The sequence below is a fragment of the Pantoea sp. X-Soil-ISGK-285 genome, assembly GCF_059730815.1.
Genome location: NZ_AP035938.1, coordinates 2121452 through 2138337, shown reverse-complemented (window position 1 = coordinate 2138337; position 16886 = coordinate 2121452). Strand labels below are relative to the sequence as shown.

Below are 16886 nucleotides of genomic sequence, written 5' to 3'. Positions count from 1 at the left end.
GGCTACCTTTAGCTGATTGCCAGCTGCCGGTTGCGCTTGGCAGCCAATCACAGATATCGGTGAGTTCTGCGGCAAAAACGTCAATATGTTGTAGATTTAAAGGAGTGAAGTGGTAATAAAGGGGTTAAATCATGGCAAATGGATGGGCGTCAGAAGGCGCAGTACAGGAACAGATCGATAGCACCGTCAATGACGGCATTGAGCGGGTAAGACAGTCGATCGGACAGGGCGAAAGCGCCACCGAATGTGAGCTCTGCGGCGAGCCGATTCCCGAAGCGCGTCGTCAGGCGCTTAAAGGCGTGCACTATTGTGTGGCGTGTCAGGAAAAAATCGACAAGCAGCAGCAGACCAGCAGTTTATATAACCGTCGGGGCAGTAAAGACAGTCAGTTGCGCTGACCTTCAGGAGCCTGGCATCGCCAGGCCACTGCCAATAAACCACGCCAGAAAGCCCACGCCCGCCACAATGATGGCGATCGGAAACAGAATTCCAATTCTCATAATTTACCTGCTGCAAACAGCGATTTCAGGGGCTGCGATCTTATCATGAGATCTGCAATACGGCGCGGTGGGTTTTCAGCAGAGTGAACAGCTGGAACTGCGTTGCATCATTTTCCTCCCGCAACACCTCACCTTTTTTATAGAGAATATGGTGAACATGTCCGAGCTGACGCCAGACCACTATCGCTGAGGCGATCAGGGCGCAATGCTGATCCGCCTGCACACACTCAAGGGTGGCATAGTGGGTTTCATCCAGGCCATTCACAAACACCTTTATCGCATCTGCAGGTAATATCGCGCGCAGATCATCCAGCATGACCTGGCTGACTGACTGCGAAAGAAACAGCGTTAACCACTTTGTCGTCATCCCATTCCCTGATCCGATCAATTTTCCCCAGTTTATACGACCTTGCCCGCGTTAATGAAAGGCTTCTTTGCACATTTGCCAACCTTCCCTTGTGAATGGCAGTCAGATCAGAATTGTGCTGCGCCACACAGCAAAAATGAAAAAAACATTGAATAATAAGTTACTTACTTAACTAATCATCCGGTTTTCTGACAACGGTGAAATTGTGATCCCTGATGGGCACAACGGGTAAATATTGCCACTTCACTGTGGCTTCCGGCATTTATCCAAAGGCTGAGGAATTCCTGCTGAACGTAGACTGCCTGCTGAGCGGAAGCAGACAGGTTTCCGACAGGCCTCAACCTAACCGGGGAATAACAATGAACAGTGCCATTATTGCGGGTATCTTCTGGCATTTTGTCGGAGCTGCCAGCGCCGCGTGTTTCTACGCGCCTTTTAAACAGGTGAAAAGATGGTCATGGGAAACCATGTGGTCGATCGGTGGCCTGATGTCGTGGCTGATCCTGCCGTGGGCGGTAAGTGCCATTTTACTGCCAGATTTTATGGCCTATTACAGCAGCTTCTCGCTGTCCCAGCTGACACCGGTATTTCTGTTTGGCGCGATGTGGGGCATAGGCAATATCAACTACGGCCTGACTATGCGTTATCTCGGCATGTCGATGGGGATCGGTATCGCGATTGGCATTACCCTGGTGGTCGGCACGCTGATGACACCGCTTCTGCAGGGGCGCTTTGGTGAGCTCTTCGCGTCGGCGGGTGGCCGGTTAACCCTGCTGGGCGTACTGGTGGCACTGATTGGCGTCGGGATTGTATCGCGTGCCGGGCTGTTAAAGGAGCGGGCGCTGGGGATTAACGCAGAAGAGTTTAATCTCAGAAAAGGACTGGTGCTGGCGGTGATGTGCGGCATCTTCTCGGCGGGTATGTCCTTTGCCATGGATGCGGCTAAACCCATGCATCAGGCCGCCGCTAATCTGGGCATCGATCCGCTGTATGTAGCTCTGCCCAGCTACGTAATCATTATGGGCGGCGGCGCTCTGGTTAATCTGGCCTTCTGTTTCTGGCGGCTGGCCACCCGGCCAGAGCTGTCGGTGCGTAAAGACTTCTCGGTCGGGAAGTCGCTGCTGATTGCTAATACCGCGTTTGCGGTGCTCGGCGGCACCATGTGGTATCTGCAGTTCTTCTTCTATGCCTGGGGCCATGCCAGAATCCCGGCGCAGTATGACTATGTCAGCTGGATGCTGCACATGAGTCTATACGTCCTGTGTGGTGGTCTTGTGGGGCTGCTGATGAAGGAGTGGAAGTCTGCGGGACGCCGCCCGGTCAGCGTGTTATCAATCGGCTGTGTGGTGATTATCATTGCCGCCAATATTGTGGGACTTGGCATGGCGGCCTGATCGCGAATAGTGACTCTGTCTTTATGCAGGCGGGGCCTGCCAGACTGATGGCTCACTCCGTCGGGGTTTTACTTACAACAACACATTAGTTTAATTCGCAGGCACTGTTTCCCGGCAATGTGGAACAGCTTTTCTCTGTTACCTCAACGGGCCTGCTATGCAGGCCCGTTTTATTAAGACTCGGCACTTTTCAGTGCCTGGCGTGGCGCGATAAATTGCTGTCGCCAGGCGCTGGGAGGTAAACCGGTGTCACGGGTGAAAACCACCGAAAAATAGTTACTGTCATCAAAGCCGCAGCGGGCGGCAACCTCACTAATCAGACAATCCTGGGTGCGCAGCAGATATTTTGCCTGACAGAGCTGCAGCTGACGCAGGTAATGACCGATGGTCATCCCGGTCTGCTGACGGAAAAGCTGCCTCAGCGCCCGTTCGCTGAGCTGGTTCTGCTGACAAAACTCCGCGAGATCAAAGGGGCGGGCAATCGCACCCTGTAACGCTGACATCAGCAGATCGAGCTGTTCCCCCTCCGGCAACGCCCAGGGGCGGTCGGCCGCGTAGCCGTGGCGGCGCAGAATCAGCGCCAGCTGTAAAAACAGCGCCTCCGAGAGCTGAACTGACAGGGGGTCGCTTTTGCGGCTTTCACGCTCCAGCTGGCTGATCACTCCCCGGGCCAGCGCCATCCCTCGCGTGGTCAGCCGCCAGCCGCCTGGCGCATCCGGTCCCTGTTGCGGCAGCAGCTGATTCCAGTCAAGGGCAAGACCAAAGCGATCCCGACAGTAGAGGATGTTATCCAGCACCAGATCGTTAACGCTGTCGTAGCTGTGGCAGTCACTGTCGCGGATATAAAAAACGTCGCCACAGGTAATCAGCCAGGGCCGATCGTTGAGGACGTGCAGGCCATTGCCGCGCCAGACAATCACGATTTCACTGAACTCGTGTCGATGCGGCGGGAAAGAGGGTTGTGGCATCCTTTCGGCGACCGCCACCGGTAGAGTAGTGGCGGGAAAATAGTCATCCCGACTGAGTATCAATGCCATGATTGGCTCCTTTACATCATCTGCTGGCGCTCCGCTCGCGGTGCGCAGCCAAATTCGCGCCTGAACAGGGTTGAGAAATGGTTGCTGTCCCCAAATCCACACTGGAAGGCGATATCGGTAATTCGCATATCACTGTGACGCAGCAGATGACGGGCCTGCAACAGCCGCACACGGTTCAGGTAGCGCTGCGGCGTGCTACCGGTTTGCTGCTTCATTTGCCGATGCAGGGTACGCAGCGACAGGGAGAAGCGATCCGCCAGTTCATCCCAGATAATCTCATCACTGTAATGCTCACCCAGCCAGTCGAGCAGACGATGCAGCCGCGCCTCCTGATCCTGACTCTGTCCGTCAATGCACGCCTCACGCAACAGCACCAGCAACTGTAAAAAGAGCTGTTCCTGACGCGCCTGTTTTTCCATCGACCAGGTATCATCCGGCTGCATCTGCGCCGCCACACTCAGCGCCTGCGTCATCACCTTTTGATTGATGCGCCAGTGGGAAGCATATTGCCCGTCCTGATCGCAGGGCAGTAAAGCCTGTAACCCGGAGAGAAAGCGAAACGCGCCGGGGCTGCGATAAAGCACGTTGGTCAGACAAAGGTTGTCGGTCTGCTCATAAAGATGACGATCGTGATCGCGCACAAAACAGACGCAACCGGCGCACAGCGTTTGTGGCTGACCATTAAACACATGAATGCCAGAGCCTTGCTCAACCAGCACAATTTCATGGAAATCATGATGATGTTCCGGGAAGGCGGCCTGGGGTACGCGGGGTTCAATCGCAATGGCGTAATCGCCTTCGGGGAAAAAATCCGCACTGTGCAATATGGTCATGGTCATCTCTCGCTGCTTAACAAAACCGTAACGCAGTCTAATCAGCACGCTCTAACCTTACCTTGAATTTTCAGCCTGACTCAGCAGGAATCATGCTGATTTTTCAAGAAATCCTCAGCAGTTAACAGATTTGCGGCAGGGGTCACATCCTCCTGCCTTTCGCCTCTGTGATCTCTCTCACGAAGTTCTTTGCAAGTCTGCCAGGGCTTATCAGCCGCTGGCACTCCGGGGAAGGTCTTTAACCGGCCAGGTTTTTACTCTGTGACCACTCAATCACAGGGAAAAGTCGCCATGACCAGGAGAAACATTGTTGCTATTGATCTCGGGGCATCCAGCGGGCGGGTCATGCTCGCAAGCTGGGATGCTGCGCAGCGCCAGCTCGCGCTTCGTGAGGTCCGGCGCTTTAAAAATAAGCGCCAGCGTCGTGCCGGTTATGACTGCTGGGATCTGACGATGCTTGAGCAGGAGATACGCGCCGGGCTGGCTCAGTTAGATGAAGAGAAGATCGTGCCAGACAGTATCGGTATCGACACCTGGGGCGTTGATATGGTGCTGCTGGATGCAGAGGGCGAGCCGGTGGGTGAGGCGGTCAGCTACCGCGATGCGCGCACCCACGGCCTGATGGAGCAGGCGCAGCACGAACTGAGCCGCAGTGCCATCTACGCCCGAACCGGCATTCAGTTTCTGCCATTCAATACGCTCTATCAGATGCGTGCCCTGCATCAGCAGCAGCCCGACTGGCAGGCCCGCGTGGCGCATGCGCTGATGATGCCGGACTACCTGCATTATCGCCTGACCGGTAATCTCAACTGGGAATACACCAACGCCACCACCACGCAAATGCTCAATATTCACAGCGGCGAATGGGATCGTGAGCTGCTCGCCTGGGCGGGCGTTGCTCCTGAATGGTTCGGTCAGCCGCAGGCATCGGGCAACACCGTCGGCCACTGGGTCAATAGCGCGGGTGTCCCGGTCCCGGTGATTGCCGTCGCCACCCACGACACCGCCAGCGCGGTTCTGGCAACGCCGCTGATGCAGGACGATGCGGCCTATCTCAGTTCCGGAACCTGGTCGCTGATGGGCTTTGAAAGTTTGCAGCCTTATGCCTGCGATGCCGCTTTACGCGCCAATATCACCAATGAGGGCGGCGCAGAAGGCTATCGCGTACTGAAAAACATCATGGGCTTATGGCTGTTGCAGCGCATCTGCGGCGAACTGCAGATTGACGATCTCAGCGCACTGATTGATCAGACGGCCCGCCAGCCCGCCTGTGTTTCACTGATTAGTCCCAACGATGCGCGCTTCATCAATCCCGACAGCATGGTTAACGAGATTCAGAACGCCTGCGCAGAGCAGGGAATGCCGGTGCCACAATCTGCCGCCGCGCTGGCACGCTGCATATTTGACAGCCTGGCACTGCTCTATCGTGAGGTGATCCAGGAGCTGGCAGAGCTGCGAGGCAAACCTTTCAGCCAGCTGCACGTGGTAGGGGGCGGCAGCCAGAACCGTTTTCTTAACCAGCTCTGTGCCGATGCCTGCCAGATTCCGGTGCTGGCAGGTCCGGTTGAAGCCTCCACGCTGGGTAACGTCGGTTGCCAGCTGATTGCGCTTGGCGAACTGATCGATGTGGCTAATTTCCGCTGCAGCGTCATCAACAACTTCCCACTGGAAAAATTCGAACCGCAAACTCACAGCGTCTTCAGTGCCAGTCAGGCACGCTTCGCGACGCTGAGTCAACCCGCTAAGGAACCCGCTTATGACTAAGCAGATTGAACAGGCTTTTGAACTGGCTAAACAACGCTACGCTGACAATGGAGTTGATGTTGAACAGGCCATTCGCCAGCTGGACAGCATTCCTGTCTCGATGCACTGCTGGCAGGGGGACGATGTCCGGGGCTTTGAGAACCCACAGGGCGCATTGACTGGCGGCATCCAGGCGACCGGCAACTATCCGGGGCGGGCACGCAATGCCAGTGAATTACGCAGCGATATCGACAAGGCGATGTCTCTGATCCCAGGCGCAAAACGTCTGAACCTGCACGCTATCTATCTGGAAAGTGACAAGCCAGTCGATCGGGATGCGATTGAACCTGCCCATTTCACCAACTGGGTCGCCTGGGCGAAAGAGCACAACTTAGGGCTGGATTTTAACCCCAGCTGCTTCTCGCATCCGATGAGTGCCGACGGTTTTACGCTGTCGCACAGTGATAAAACCGTGCGTCAGTTCTGGATCGATCACTGCAAAGCGAGTCGCCGCATCTCCGCTTCGTTTGGTGAGCAGCTTGGCACGCCGTCAGTGATGAATATCTGGGTGCCGGACGGCATGAAAGATATTACCGTGGATCGACTGGCCCCGCGTCAGCGTCTGATGAGCGCACTGGATGAGGTCATCTCAGAAAAACTGAATCCGCAGCACCATATCGACGCGGTTGAGAGCAAGCTGTTTGGCATTGGCGCAGAGAGCTACACCGTGGGCTCCAATGAGTTTTATCTTGGTTACGCCGCCAGCCGCCAGACGGCACTATGCCTGGATGCGGGACATTTTCATCCCACCGAAGTGATCTCCGACAAAATTTCTGCCGCGATGCTCTATGTGCCGCGTCTGCTGCTGCACGTCAGCCGCCCGGTGCGCTGGGACAGCGACCATGTGGTGCTGCTGGATGATGAAACTCAGGCGATCGCCAGTGAGATCGTCCGCCATCAGCTGTTCGACAAAGTGCATATCGGACTCGATTTCTTCGACGCCTCTATCAACCGGATTGCCGCCTGGGTTATCGGCACCCGTAACACTAAAAAAGCGCTGCTGCGTGCTCTGCTGGAGCCAACCGATCGTCTGCGCCAGGCCGAGAACGAGGGTGATTACACCGCGCGGCTGACGCTGCTGGAAGAGCAAAAATCATTGCCGTGGCAGGCGGTATGGGAAGCCTGGTGCCTGCGCCATGACGTCCCGGCTGATGCCAGCTGGTTAGGCGACGTCCGCCATTATGAACAACAGATTTTGAGCCAACGTTAAGGATTTCACTATGCAAAGCATTCTTTCTTCCGGGTTTGTTAAGGGAATGGTCAAAGCAACCAGCGATATGTGGCTGAAGGGCTGGGACGAACGTAACGGCGGCAACGTCAGCCTGCGTCTGCGGGAAGAGGAGGTTAAACCTTTTGCCGCTGATTTCTGCCTGCAACCGCGCTGTATTGAGCTGACACAACCCGCGCCGGCGCTGGCGAACGACTGGTTTTTGGTGACCGGGTCAGGAAAATTCATGCGTAATGTCCAGCTTGATCCGGCGGATTGTCTGGCACTGCTGCAGGTCGATGACAAAGGGCTCTCTTATAAAATTCACTGGGGCCTGTCGAATGGCGGTTTGCCGACCTCTGAACTGGCGTCACACTTTCAGTCTCATGCGGTGCGTAAAGCGGTCAGCAAGGGTGCAGACCGGGTGATCATGCACTGTCACGCCACCAACTTTATGGCCTTAAGCTATGTGGTTGAGATGGATTCCGCCCGCTTTACCCGCCTGCTGTGGGAAGGGAGTACCGAATGTCTGGTGGTGTTCCCGGACGGTGTGGGTGTTTTACCCTGGATGGTACCCGGCACCGATGAAATCGGCACCGCGACCGCCGGACAGATGCAGTCACATACCCTTGTGATGTGGCCATTCCACGGTGTCTTTGGCACGGGCCCGACACTCGATGAGACTTTTGGTCTGATTGATACGGCGGAGAAATCGTCAGAAGTGATCGTCAAAGTGCTGTCGATGGGCGGTATTCGTCAGAGTATCACCACAGAACAGCTGGTTGCATTGGGTGAGCGCTTTGGTGTGAAGCCGTGGCAACCGGCGCTGGATGCAGGGCCTGCTAATGCTGCGTAAAGCCTTTGTGATGCAGGTGAATCCTTATTGCCATGCAGAGTATGAGCGTCGGCACTCACCGATCTGGCCAGAACTGGCCGAAACCCTGAAAGCGCACGGCGCGCACAACTATGCCATCTGGCTGGACGCCGAGCGGCATCTGCTGTTCGCCAGTGTTGAGATTGAATCTGAGGAGCGCTGGAACGCGGTGGCAGAAACGGAGGTCTGTCAGCGCTGGTGGGCATCAATGAAAGATCTGATGCCGTCGAATGCAGATAACAGCCCGATCAGTGAGCCGTTAAAACCGGTTTTCTTTCTGGAATAAAATCGGGAATAAAAGATGAAAAGGGCGGCATCGCCGCCCTGATATTTTCAACGCTTAGCCTGACACAGGCCGGTGAGTGTCGGCCACATCGCCATCAGCGTATCAATAATGCTCTCCAGATCGTCACGCTCAACGCCTTCACGCGCCCGCACCGACATGCCCTGCAGCATACAACTCAGATAACGTGACAGCGCGGGAATGTTTACTGACGCACTCAGTTCACCACGCTGCTGACGCGCCAGCAGAAAATCCTTTAACACATGCTCCTGCGACTGATGCTGCTGTTGCAGCATGGTGGCAATCTCTGCTGAAGCCGCAGACAGGGCGGTTGAGGTGCAGATAAAGAAACAGCCGCCGGGAGAGTCGCGTTCGGTAAAACAGGCCGCGGTGGCGCGGAAATAGGCTTCAATAGCCCGATCCACCGGTAACTGGTCATCGCCCAATGCCGCTTCACGCCATGCACTGAACTTCTCCACATAGCGCTCCATCGCCGCGCGAAACAGTCCCTCTTTATTAACAAACTCGGCGTAGAGGGTTGGCGCTTTCGCGCCGGTTGCGGCCACCAGATCGGCCAGAGAAGTTCCCTCGTAACCGTGCGTCCAGAACAGGGTCAGAGCTTTATCGAGCGCTGCTTCGCGATCGAACACTTTTGGTCGGCCGCGGCATTTCTTTACATCGCAATCCTGAACCTGACTCATACACCCTCACTGACAGTAAAACACCCTATTAAATTACCGATCATTATAAAAATGTGCAAGGCCTGGCGTGGATACCGCCGGCAGGGGTTGCCATTTTGTGCGCCAGCGCATTATTACAGCCCCTTAGGTTAAGTCAGAAAAGAGGCTGAAGCCCATAATCACGCCACTTCGCGAATAAAATAACGCTCATTAAATAAATGTTGACGACAAACCGTATCGGGGTCTATCATTTGTTTAACGGTCATTAATTAAATAGTGACAACCCATTCAGACCAACCGAATTTCAATATTGAATAGAGAGATTATTATGAAAAACATCAAAATCACCCTGGCAGCGCTGGCACTGACGACTCTGACTTTTGGCGCATCTGCCGCTGACCTGGTGACCAGCGAACCTGTTAATCAGCAGCCAGTTGGCACCATCTCTGTACTGGGCGGCACCAATCTGTCTTCTGTTGAAGCGCAGCTAAGTGCTAAAGCGGATGAAGCGGGTGCGAAATCGTTCCGCATCACCTCAACCAGCGGCCAGAACAAACTGCACGGCACGGCTGTGATTTATCAGTAATTTTGGTTTTCAACAGAATAAGTGAGAAGGGGTTCGTTATGAAAAATATCAATATGATGGTCGTGGCGGCGGTGCTAAGCGGTCTGTCATTTGCCAGCGTAGCGGCCCAGCAGGTCAGCAGCACACCGCTGGATCAGCAAAAAATCGGTGTCATCAGCGCAACGGGCAGTACTAATCTGCTTTCGCTGGAGCAGCAACTGTCAGAAAAGGCCAGCGATGCAGGAGCAAAGTCTTTCCGCATCACTTCGACCTCTGGCAGCAACAACCTGCATGGCACAGCCGTTCTTTATAGATAAAATGAGCAGTAAATAACCCTGAACAGGCTTCAGATAACCCGCTTATCTGAAGCATTTTTTTATTATCCGTTACTGCGTAACTGTGGATAACGACGGAAGATATAAACACACCAGAGTAACGCCACCAGGCCAATCATCCCGCCGACATTGCCGACTTCCGCCATGCTCAGATGCAGGCTGACCTGATTACCCAGCAGCGCACCCGCGCCGATACCGATATTGTAGATACCGGACATCAGCGACATCGCCACATCCGTGGCATCCGGTGCCAGCGACAACACCCGCACCTGCATACCCAGTCCGATCATCATCATCGCCATTCCCCAGACAACGCATAGCGTTGAAATAGCCGCAGGGCGAACGGCAGCAAAAATCAGCAGGCCCATGCACAGGGTGATCAGCGCGATGGCCGCAATCAGCAGTCCGGAGGGAAACTTATTACCGAGTGTGCTGAACAGTACGCTACCCACAATGCCCGCAGAGCCAAACAGCAGCAGTAGCAGGGTGGTGAAGTTGCCACTGGAATGGGCCACGGTTTGCATAAAGGGCTCGATATAGCTGTAAGCGGTGTAATGCGCGGTAACGACCAGCGTCACCAGCAGATACATGCTGACCAGCGCCGGACGGCGAAACAGCATCGGCACACTGCTCAGCGAGCCGGTATGTTCACTCGGCAGACGCGGCAGGATGCGCACCAGCATAATCATCAGCACCAGTGCCGAAAGGCCAATCGCGCCGAAGGTCGTACGCCAGCCAAGATACTGACCGACCACGCGGCCAATCGGCACGCCCAGCACCATCGCCAGCGCGGTACCGGTTGCCAGCATACTTAGCGCCTGAGTTTTCTTACCGGCCGGAGCGACGCGAATCGCCAGCGAGGCGGTGATCGACCAGAACACCGCGTGAGACAGGGCGATACCCACGCGTGACACCATCAGCGAACGGAAATCCCAGGCAACGGTAGAAAGAACGTGGCTGACGATAAAGATCAGGAACAGCACACCCAGCAGCAGTCGTCGCTCAATATTGCGGGTCAGCAGCATCAGCGGCAGTGAGAGCAGTGCAACCACCCAGGCATAGATGGTCAGCATGATCCCGACGTCAGCCGTCTGCATTGAAAAGTCAGCAGCGATGTCAGATAACAGGCCAACCGGCACAAATTCGGTGGTATTAAATACAAAGGCGGCGATGGCCAGCAATACCACGCGTAGCCAGGCAGTTTTACGTGAAACAGTAGTTGGTTGCATGAGGAGTCAAGTCAGTCAGTACAGCGAATCGGATGTGGCAGAAACATCCAGCGAAAGTGACCTGCGTCACAAATTACTGACCATTGTAGTGAATAAAGCGGGAAGAGAAACCTTATAAACGCCTTTTAATGCTGAAATTTTTTTATCGCCCCATCACAGGGCGATAGCCTGAGGTTATTGACCGCGACGCCGGGCGGGCATCATTCGCAGCAGAGTATTGTCTTTAAGCAGATAGTGATGGAACAGTGCGGCAGCAGCATGCAGTCCGATCAGCCAGTAACCCAGCGGTGCCAGGGTTTCATGCCAGCCAATCAGCATATCCGCCATATCAAAGTCAGGTTCAGGCGCGACCGGCATGCTGATGCCAAACAGCCACCATTCCCGACCTTTAAGATAACGCGATGTCAGGCCGAGGATCGGCAGAGTGATAAACAGAGCATAGAGCAGGGTATGAGTCAGATGTGCCAGCCCGGTTTGCCAGCGCGGCGGAGCGGGAGTAATGGGCGGTGTGCGATGCCGGGTGCGTAAAAAGAGGCGGGCAAGCATCAATACCAGGATGGTCGCGCCGGCGCTGAAATGGGTAATGATCATGGCATAACCCTGCCAGGATCCGCGCTGTGCAAAACCGCGCAGTTCAATGGTGGCGTAGGCCGTCACCACCAGTAAAAAGGTGAGCCAGTGAAGGGCTATCTGAGCGCGCGCAAACTTATCCCGCATTGTGCATTCCATTAAAGAGAATCAGAAAGATTAACATAACGGAAAACAGCGGTAATTCTTAACAAATTAGCGCAGCGGGAAAAATTTTTTCCCCCTTACCATGTGGATCAGATTAACGCGAAGCCGGGGTGTGCTTCAGGGCCACGCTGAGCTGGGTGGCCTGCTGGTCAACATTTTTGAGTGGACAACAATTTTCACAGCCGATTGCGCCAGCATAATATTTTTTAGCCTGCAGGATGGCGGCATTCACATGGTAAAAACTGCCCAGAAACATACGGTTATCGATGTCGGGAAGATGGGGGCAGCCTGCGGCATGAACCACATGATTATTGTTATATCCTGACTGTTTATTGACGTAGTAGTAGAGAGCCACAGGCGTTCCTTGTTGCCGTGTTAAAAGGCAAAGCAGATGAATTATTACAATAAAAACGATTATAGCGGGAAACCTGCGTTTTGTTTGCTGTGGCTCTGAATAGCGCGTTTATTGTGATAAACCGCCAGGCCCGCAGGAGAAGCCAGGCCTGGCATGAGAAGACGTTCTCAGAGTTTTTTACTGTGCAGACGCCAGGCAACCAGTAACGCCAGGATCAGCAGGACGCTGATAAACAGCGTAATCCCGCTCCAGCCAAAGTTATGCCAGAACACGCCACCCAGCGTACCCGCGACGCTGGAACCCACGTAGTAGCTGAACAGATAGAGCGAAGAAGCCTGGCCTCGTGCCCGGCGTGCCCGGGGGCCAATCCAGCCGCTGGCAACCGCATGGGCGGCAAAAAAACCGGCGGTGAACAGCATCATCCCTGGCAGGATCAGCCAGAGGGAGTTGAAGGCGGTAATCAGCAAACCCAGCAGCATGATGGCGGTAGCACCCAGCATCACAGGACCCCGACCCAACCGGTTGGTCAGCGCGCCCGCCTTAGGCGAACTCCAGGAGCCGGTGAGGTAGACCACTGATAACAGCCCGACCACAGCCTGGCTGAGATGCCAGGGCGCATCCAGTAAACGGTAGCCAATATAGTTAAACAGGGTGACAAAGGCTCCCATCAGCAGGAATCCTTCGGCAAACAGCCAGGGAAGGCCCGGATCGCGCCAGTGCAGCCGGAAGTTAATCAGCAGATTACGCGGACGCAGCGTAATGGGCCGGAAATGGCGCGACGCAGGCAGGATTTTCCAGAACATCAGCGCCGAGGCCAGCGAAAAACAGCCGATTACCGCCACGGCGAGTCGCCATGAGAAGAGGTCAGTCAGTACACCGCTCAGCAGTCGACCGCTCATCCCGCCTATCGAGTTACCGCTGATATATAACCCCATGGAAAAGGCGACGACGCGTGCATCCATCTCCTCGCTGAGGTAGGTCATGCCGACCGCCGCCACGCCACTCAGCGACAATCCCATCAACGCCCGCATAATCAGAATGCCGTGCCAGCTGGTCATGGTGGCCGAGATCAGCGTGCAGATGGCGGCCAGCATCAGGGCTGTGACCATCACCGATTTACGACCGATAGCATCAGAGAGCGGCCCGGTGACCAGCAGGCCCAGCGCCATCAGACCGGTCGAGATGGAGAGCGACAGGCTGCTGGTTGCCGGAGAGATACCAAACTGCTGTGACAGCACCGGCAGAATCGGCTGCACACAGTAGAGCAGGGCAAAGGTCGCCAGCCCGGCGGAGAAAAGCGCCAGCGTCACGCGCATAAACTGTGGGGAATCCCGGCGGATATGACCTGAAGCGGCAACAGACTCTGGCGGCGCAGAGACCGCATTCTCATCCACTGTGACAGCATGTGTTGAGCGACTCACACATCTTCCTCAAATTTAGAAAACCTGTCGTCAGCTTAGGAAAGCGGCATTATGATGTCTAATATATTAATAATCTCAAATGAGACGTTTAAGATATGAATATCGAACTGCGTCATCTGCGCTACTTTGTTGCGGTGGCGGAAGAATTACATTTCGGGCGGGCGGCCCAGCGTCTGAACATTTCTCAGCCGCCGCTCAGCCAGCAGATTATTCAGCTGGAAACAGAAACGGGCGCAAGGCTGTTCAATCGCACTAACCGCAGCGTGCAGCTTACCGCTGCCGGACAGCAACTGCTGAGTGACGCCCGCGCGATTCTGTTACAGGTTGAACAGGCGGCCGATCGCGCCGCCCGGCTGCATCGTGGTGAAGAGGGGGAGCTGCGGATTGGCTTTACCTCCTCGGCCCCGTTTACCGCCGTGGTCTCTGACGCGCTATTCCGGTTTCGTCAGCGCTGGCCGCAGGTACATATTCAGATGCAGGAGATTAATACCCGCCAGCAGCTGGCACCGCTTCATGATGGACGGCTCGATCTTGGCGTGATGCGCAACACGCCGCTGCCCGCCGATCTGCGTCATCAGCTGCTGCTGAGTGAGCCGCTTTATGCCGTGGTGCATAAGGCGCATCCGCTGGCTGACGCCGATAAAATCTCTGTCACTGCCCTGGCGGCGGAACCCTTTGTCTTCTTTGATCCTCAGGGCGGAACCGCGCTCTATAGCGACATTCTGGCGCTGCTGCACCGCTATCATATCAAGCCCTTTATTACCCAGGAAGTGGGTGAGGCGATGACCATCCTTGGGCTGGTGGCAACCGGGTTAGGCGTCTCCATTCTGCCTGCCTCATTTCGTCGGGCGCGGCTGGCCGATTTGGTCTGGTTGCCCTTAACGGAAGAGGATGCCATTTCAGAGCTGTGGCTGGTCTGGTCAGCCGGACGCGAAATAAATGCGCAGATGGAAAACATGATGGCGTTGCTGCGGCGAAACCGGCACTGATGCGCGGGCAACACCGCATCAATCTGTGCGATAAATCACATTTCTAATCAAATATTTGACGCTGTCGCCGGATCTGGCTCACCATGGCGCATGTTTATTTAGAAGCGCGAAAATAACCGGGAGCAGGGTTGTGAATCCGGACAGTCAACCTGGCCACATTGACCAGATCAAGCAGACTAATGCAGGTGTCGTATATCGATTAATTGACCGTTATGGTCCCATTTCGCGTATCGAACTTTCCCGCCGTGCCCAGCTTGCTCCGGCCAGCATTACCAAAATTGTGCGTGAAATGCTGGACGCACATTTAGTGCAGGAGACCGAGTTTCAGGATCCCGGCAGTCGTGGTCGTCCGGCGATAGGCCTGATACTGGATACCGACGCCTGGCACTATCTGGCTATTCGCCTGCATCGCGGCGCCATGACGTTTACGCTGCGCGATCTCAGCAGCAAGGAACTGGTGGAAGAGAGCCTGCCGCTGCCTGATGAGTCTGCTCAGCCGTTACTTACCGCGCTGATTGAACAGGTTGATGCCTTCTTTATTCGTCATCAGAAGAAACTGGAACGTCTTACGGCCATTGCCATTACATTGCCAGGGCTGATCAACGCCGCGTCAGGTGTGGTGCATCGGCTACCGGGTTATGAGGTGCGCGATATGCCGCTGGGCGATGCGCTGGCGGCGCGAACCGGCTTACCGGTGTTTGTGCAGCACGATATTTCAGCCTGGACGCTGGCGGAGTCGCTGTTTGGTGCCTCACGTGGGGCGCAGGATGTGATTCAGATTGTGATTGATGAAACCGTGGGAGCCGGGGTGATCAGTGGCGGTCAGCTGCTGCATAAAAGTGGCAGGGCGCTGGTCGAGATCGGGCATACTCAGATCGACCCGTATGGACAGCAGTGCTACTGCGGTAATCATGGCTGTCTGGAGACCGTGGCCAGTACCGGCAGTCTGCTGGCGCTGGCGGCGCAGCGTCTGCCTGCCCAGCCCGACAGCCTGCTCAATAATCAGCCGCTGACGCTGGAGTCGCTGTGCGCGGCGGCGCAGTCTGGCGACCGTCTGGCGCGCGACACCATCGCCAGCGTGGGTCATCATGTTGGCCGGATTCTGGCGATGATGGTCAACATCTTCAATCCTCAACATATTCTTATCGGTTCCCCCCTTAATGCCGCCGCGGATGTGCTGTTTCCGGCCGTGAGCAACACCATTCTGCAGCAATCACTCCCGGCCTACAGTGCGAGTATCCAGCTGGCACCTACCGAATTTAGCGAGCCGGGAACGTTAGGCGGCGCAGCGCTGATCAAAGACGCGCTCTATAACGGACACCTGTTAGTGAAACTGTTGCAAGGTTAAGCGGGCCTAATCTTGCGCTAACGCAATCTGTTCTCATCCTCCATTCCTTAAAATGCCGGTTCGCAGCAAGGTTAATCACCGATTAACCACAACGGTTCGAGAGGAGAAGTTGAGTGAACAGACTATTTGTTACCGGCACTGACACCGCAGTGGGCAAAACGGTGGTGTCACGCGCCCTGTTACAAAGTTTTATCCAGGCCAGGCTCAGTGCCGTCGGGTACAAGCCCGTCGCGCGCTGCGCGGTCAAAACCGCTGACGGCCTGCGTAACAAAGATGCACAGGTTCTGCAAAGCGCTTCATCCATCGATTTACCCTATCAGGCGATCAATCCGCTGGCCTTTCAGGAAGAGGAGATCTGCACCCATCCGAGCCAGATCATTGATTACGCATTGCTGACACAGGGCTTAAGCAGCCTGACGGAGCAGGCCGATCGCGTAGTTGTGGAAGGCACTGGCGGCTGGCGCAGCCTGATGAACGACGGACGTCCGCTCTCCTGCTGGGTCGTTGAGCAGCAGCTGCCGGTGGTGCTGGTGGTCGGTATCCAGTCGGGCTGTATCAGCCATGCCCTGTTAACAGCAGAAGCGATAGCGCAGGATGGACTGCCACTGGTGGGCTGGGTGGCCAATCGCATCAATCCGGGACTGGCGCAGTACAGCGATATTATTGAGATTCTGCGTGAAAAAATTAGTGCGCCGCTGCTGGGCGAGCTGCCATATCTGCCGCGTGCAGAACAGCGTGATCTGACGTCTTACATCGATATTTCTCTGCTGGAGCAGAACAATCTGCACGCTGTGAGTGCAAAGATCGCCTGATTATGAAACAAACCAAGTCATCTGAGTCGGCAGTGAGCCTAAAGTTTCAGGCTCGTTGTCGGCTGTCTTTAACTATTTCCATTTAGAATTGAAAGACCTGGCTCGGATATCGCGAAATC

At 55.4% G+C, this 16886-nt stretch carries 20 protein-coding genes; 11 read left to right on the top strand and 9 right to left on the bottom strand.

What is annotated here, in order from left to right; genetic code table 11:
* Window positions 1–131: 131 nt before the first annotated feature.
* Complete coding sequence (locus AC6I8B_RS10240) at window positions 132–398, top strand: DksA/TraR family C4-type zinc finger protein (protein ID WP_010244737.1); 267 nt, start codon at window positions 132–134, stop codon at window positions 396–398.
* A gap of 3 nt (window positions 399–401) precedes the next feature.
* On the opposite strand, the gene AC6I8B_RS10235 is transcribed toward AC6I8B_RS10240, so the two are convergent.
* Together AC6I8B_RS10235 and AC6I8B_RS10230 are read right to left on the bottom strand one after the other, a co-directional pair.
* Window positions 402–500: a YoaK family small membrane protein gene (locus AC6I8B_RS10235; RefSeq protein ID WP_008925225.1), complete on the bottom strand. Its 99-nt coding sequence runs from the start codon at window positions 498–500 to the stop codon at window positions 402–404.
* A gap of 43 nt (window positions 501–543) precedes the next feature.
* Complete coding sequence (locus tag AC6I8B_RS10230) at window positions 544–867, bottom strand: hypothetical protein (RefSeq protein WP_010244743.1); 324 nt, start codon at window positions 865–867, stop codon at window positions 544–546.
* 359 nt (window positions 868–1226) lie between these two features.
* On the opposite strand from AC6I8B_RS10230, the gene rhaT reads away from it, so the two are divergent.
* On the top strand, window positions 1227–2261 hold the full coding sequence (rhaT, locus tag AC6I8B_RS10225) for an L-rhamnose/proton symporter RhaT (protein WP_033787799.1): 1035 nt from the start codon (window positions 1227–1229) through the stop codon (window positions 2259–2261).
* A 173-nt stretch (window positions 2262–2434) separates the two neighbouring features.
* On the opposite strand, the gene rhaR is transcribed toward rhaT, so the two are convergent.
* Window positions 2435–3298 (bottom strand): HTH-type transcriptional activator RhaR, encoded by an 864-nt coding sequence (rhaR, locus tag AC6I8B_RS10220; RefSeq protein WP_010244749.1) that lies wholly within the window; start codon window positions 3296–3298, stop codon window positions 2435–2437.
* Window positions 3299–3309: 11 nt separating this feature from the next.
* Window positions 3310–4131, bottom strand: coding sequence for an HTH-type transcriptional activator RhaS (gene rhaS, locus AC6I8B_RS10215; protein WP_029519526.1), 822 nt, complete (start codon window positions 4129–4131; stop codon window positions 3310–3312).
* Between the two features lie 291 nt (window positions 4132–4422).
* Here rhaS and rhaB point away from each other — a divergent pair, with 291 nt between their 5' ends.
* Genes rhaB through rhaM form a run of 4 tightly spaced genes read left to right on the top strand, consistent with a single transcriptional unit; the run spans window position 4423 to window position 8301 of the window.
* Window positions 4423–5895 carry a rhamnulokinase gene (gene rhaB / locus AC6I8B_RS10210; protein ID WP_157352194.1) on the top strand — a complete coding sequence of 491 codons (1473 nt, stop codon included), beginning with the start codon at window positions 4423–4425 and terminating at the stop codon, window positions 5893–5895.
* Complete coding sequence (locus AC6I8B_RS10205; RefSeq protein ID WP_010670188.1) at window positions 5888–7144, top strand: L-rhamnose isomerase; 1257 nt, start codon at window positions 5888–5890, stop codon at window positions 7142–7144. The genes rhaB and AC6I8B_RS10205 overlap by 8 nt, the downstream gene beginning before the upstream one ends.
* A gap of 10 nt (window positions 7145–7154) precedes the next feature.
* Complete coding sequence (gene rhaD / locus AC6I8B_RS10200; protein WP_010670187.1) at window positions 7155–7997, top strand: rhamnulose-1-phosphate aldolase; 843 nt, start codon at window positions 7155–7157, stop codon at window positions 7995–7997.
* Window positions 7987–8301 (top strand): L-rhamnose mutarotase, encoded by a 315-nt coding sequence (gene rhaM / locus AC6I8B_RS10195; protein WP_010670186.1) that lies wholly within the window; start codon window positions 7987–7989, stop codon window positions 8299–8301. Before rhaD ends, rhaM begins: the two co-directional genes overlap by 11 nt.
* 47 nt (window positions 8302–8348) lie before the next feature.
* Here rhaM and AC6I8B_RS10190 read toward each other — a convergent pair whose 3' ends face one another.
* Window positions 8349–8999, bottom strand: a complete 651-nt coding sequence (locus tag AC6I8B_RS10190; RefSeq protein ID WP_010244765.1) for a TetR/AcrR family transcriptional regulator — start codon at window positions 8997–8999, stop codon at window positions 8349–8351.
* Between the two features lie 307 nt (window positions 9000–9306).
* On the opposite strand from AC6I8B_RS10190, the gene bhsA (AC6I8B_RS10185) reads away from it, so the two are divergent.
* On the top strand, window positions 9307–9564 hold the full coding sequence (bhsA, locus tag AC6I8B_RS10185) for a multiple stress resistance protein BhsA (RefSeq protein WP_010244768.1): 258 nt from the start codon (window positions 9307–9309) through the stop codon (window positions 9562–9564).
* Window positions 9565–9602: 38 nt separating this feature from the next.
* Window positions 9603–9860 (top strand): multiple stress resistance protein BhsA, encoded by a 258-nt coding sequence (bhsA, locus tag AC6I8B_RS10180; protein ID WP_033757723.1) that lies wholly within the window; start codon window positions 9603–9605, stop codon window positions 9858–9860.
* A 62-nt stretch (window positions 9861–9922) separates the two neighbouring features.
* Here the strand turns inward: bhsA (AC6I8B_RS10180) and AC6I8B_RS10175 are convergent, their stop codons facing one another.
* From AC6I8B_RS10175 to ynfM, 4 genes are all read right to left on the bottom strand, one after another.
* Complete coding sequence (locus tag AC6I8B_RS10175) at window positions 9923–11107, bottom strand: sugar transporter (protein ID WP_010244774.1); 1185 nt, start codon at window positions 11105–11107, stop codon at window positions 9923–9925.
* Between the two features lie 174 nt (window positions 11108–11281).
* A complete protein-coding gene (cybB, locus tag AC6I8B_RS10170) occupies window positions 11282–11824 on the bottom strand; it encodes a cytochrome b561 (RefSeq protein ID WP_010244777.1) in 543 nt (180 codons plus the stop codon).
* 112 nt (window positions 11825–11936) lie between these two features.
* Complete coding sequence (locus AC6I8B_RS10165) at window positions 11937–12197, bottom strand: hypothetical protein (RefSeq protein ID WP_010244780.1); 261 nt, start codon at window positions 12195–12197, stop codon at window positions 11937–11939.
* Between the two features lie 167 nt (window positions 12198–12364).
* A complete protein-coding gene (gene ynfM / locus AC6I8B_RS10160; protein WP_332837838.1) occupies window positions 12365–13618 on the bottom strand; it encodes a multidrug efflux MFS transporter YnfM/SxtP(Kp) in 1254 nt (417 codons plus the stop codon).
* 95 nt (window positions 13619–13713) lie between these two features.
* Here ynfM and AC6I8B_RS10155 point away from each other — a divergent pair, with 95 nt between their 5' ends.
* From AC6I8B_RS10155 to bioD, 3 genes are all read left to right on the top strand, one after another.
* Complete coding sequence (locus AC6I8B_RS10155) at window positions 13714–14607, top strand: LysR family transcriptional regulator (RefSeq protein ID WP_033771811.1); 894 nt, start codon at window positions 13714–13716, stop codon at window positions 14605–14607.
* 130 nt (window positions 14608–14737) lie between these two features.
* The gene (mlc, locus tag AC6I8B_RS10150) at window positions 14738–15955 is read left to right on the top strand and encodes a sugar metabolism global transcriptional regulator Mlc (protein WP_010244790.1); all 1218 of its coding nucleotides are present in this window, start codon (window positions 14738–14740) and stop codon (window positions 15953–15955) included.
* A gap of 113 nt (window positions 15956–16068) precedes the next feature.
* Entirely contained in the window at window positions 16069–16767 is a 699-nt protein-coding gene (gene bioD / locus AC6I8B_RS10145; RefSeq protein WP_122458430.1) for a dethiobiotin synthase, read from the top strand.
* Window positions 16768–16886 lie beyond the last annotated feature (119 nt).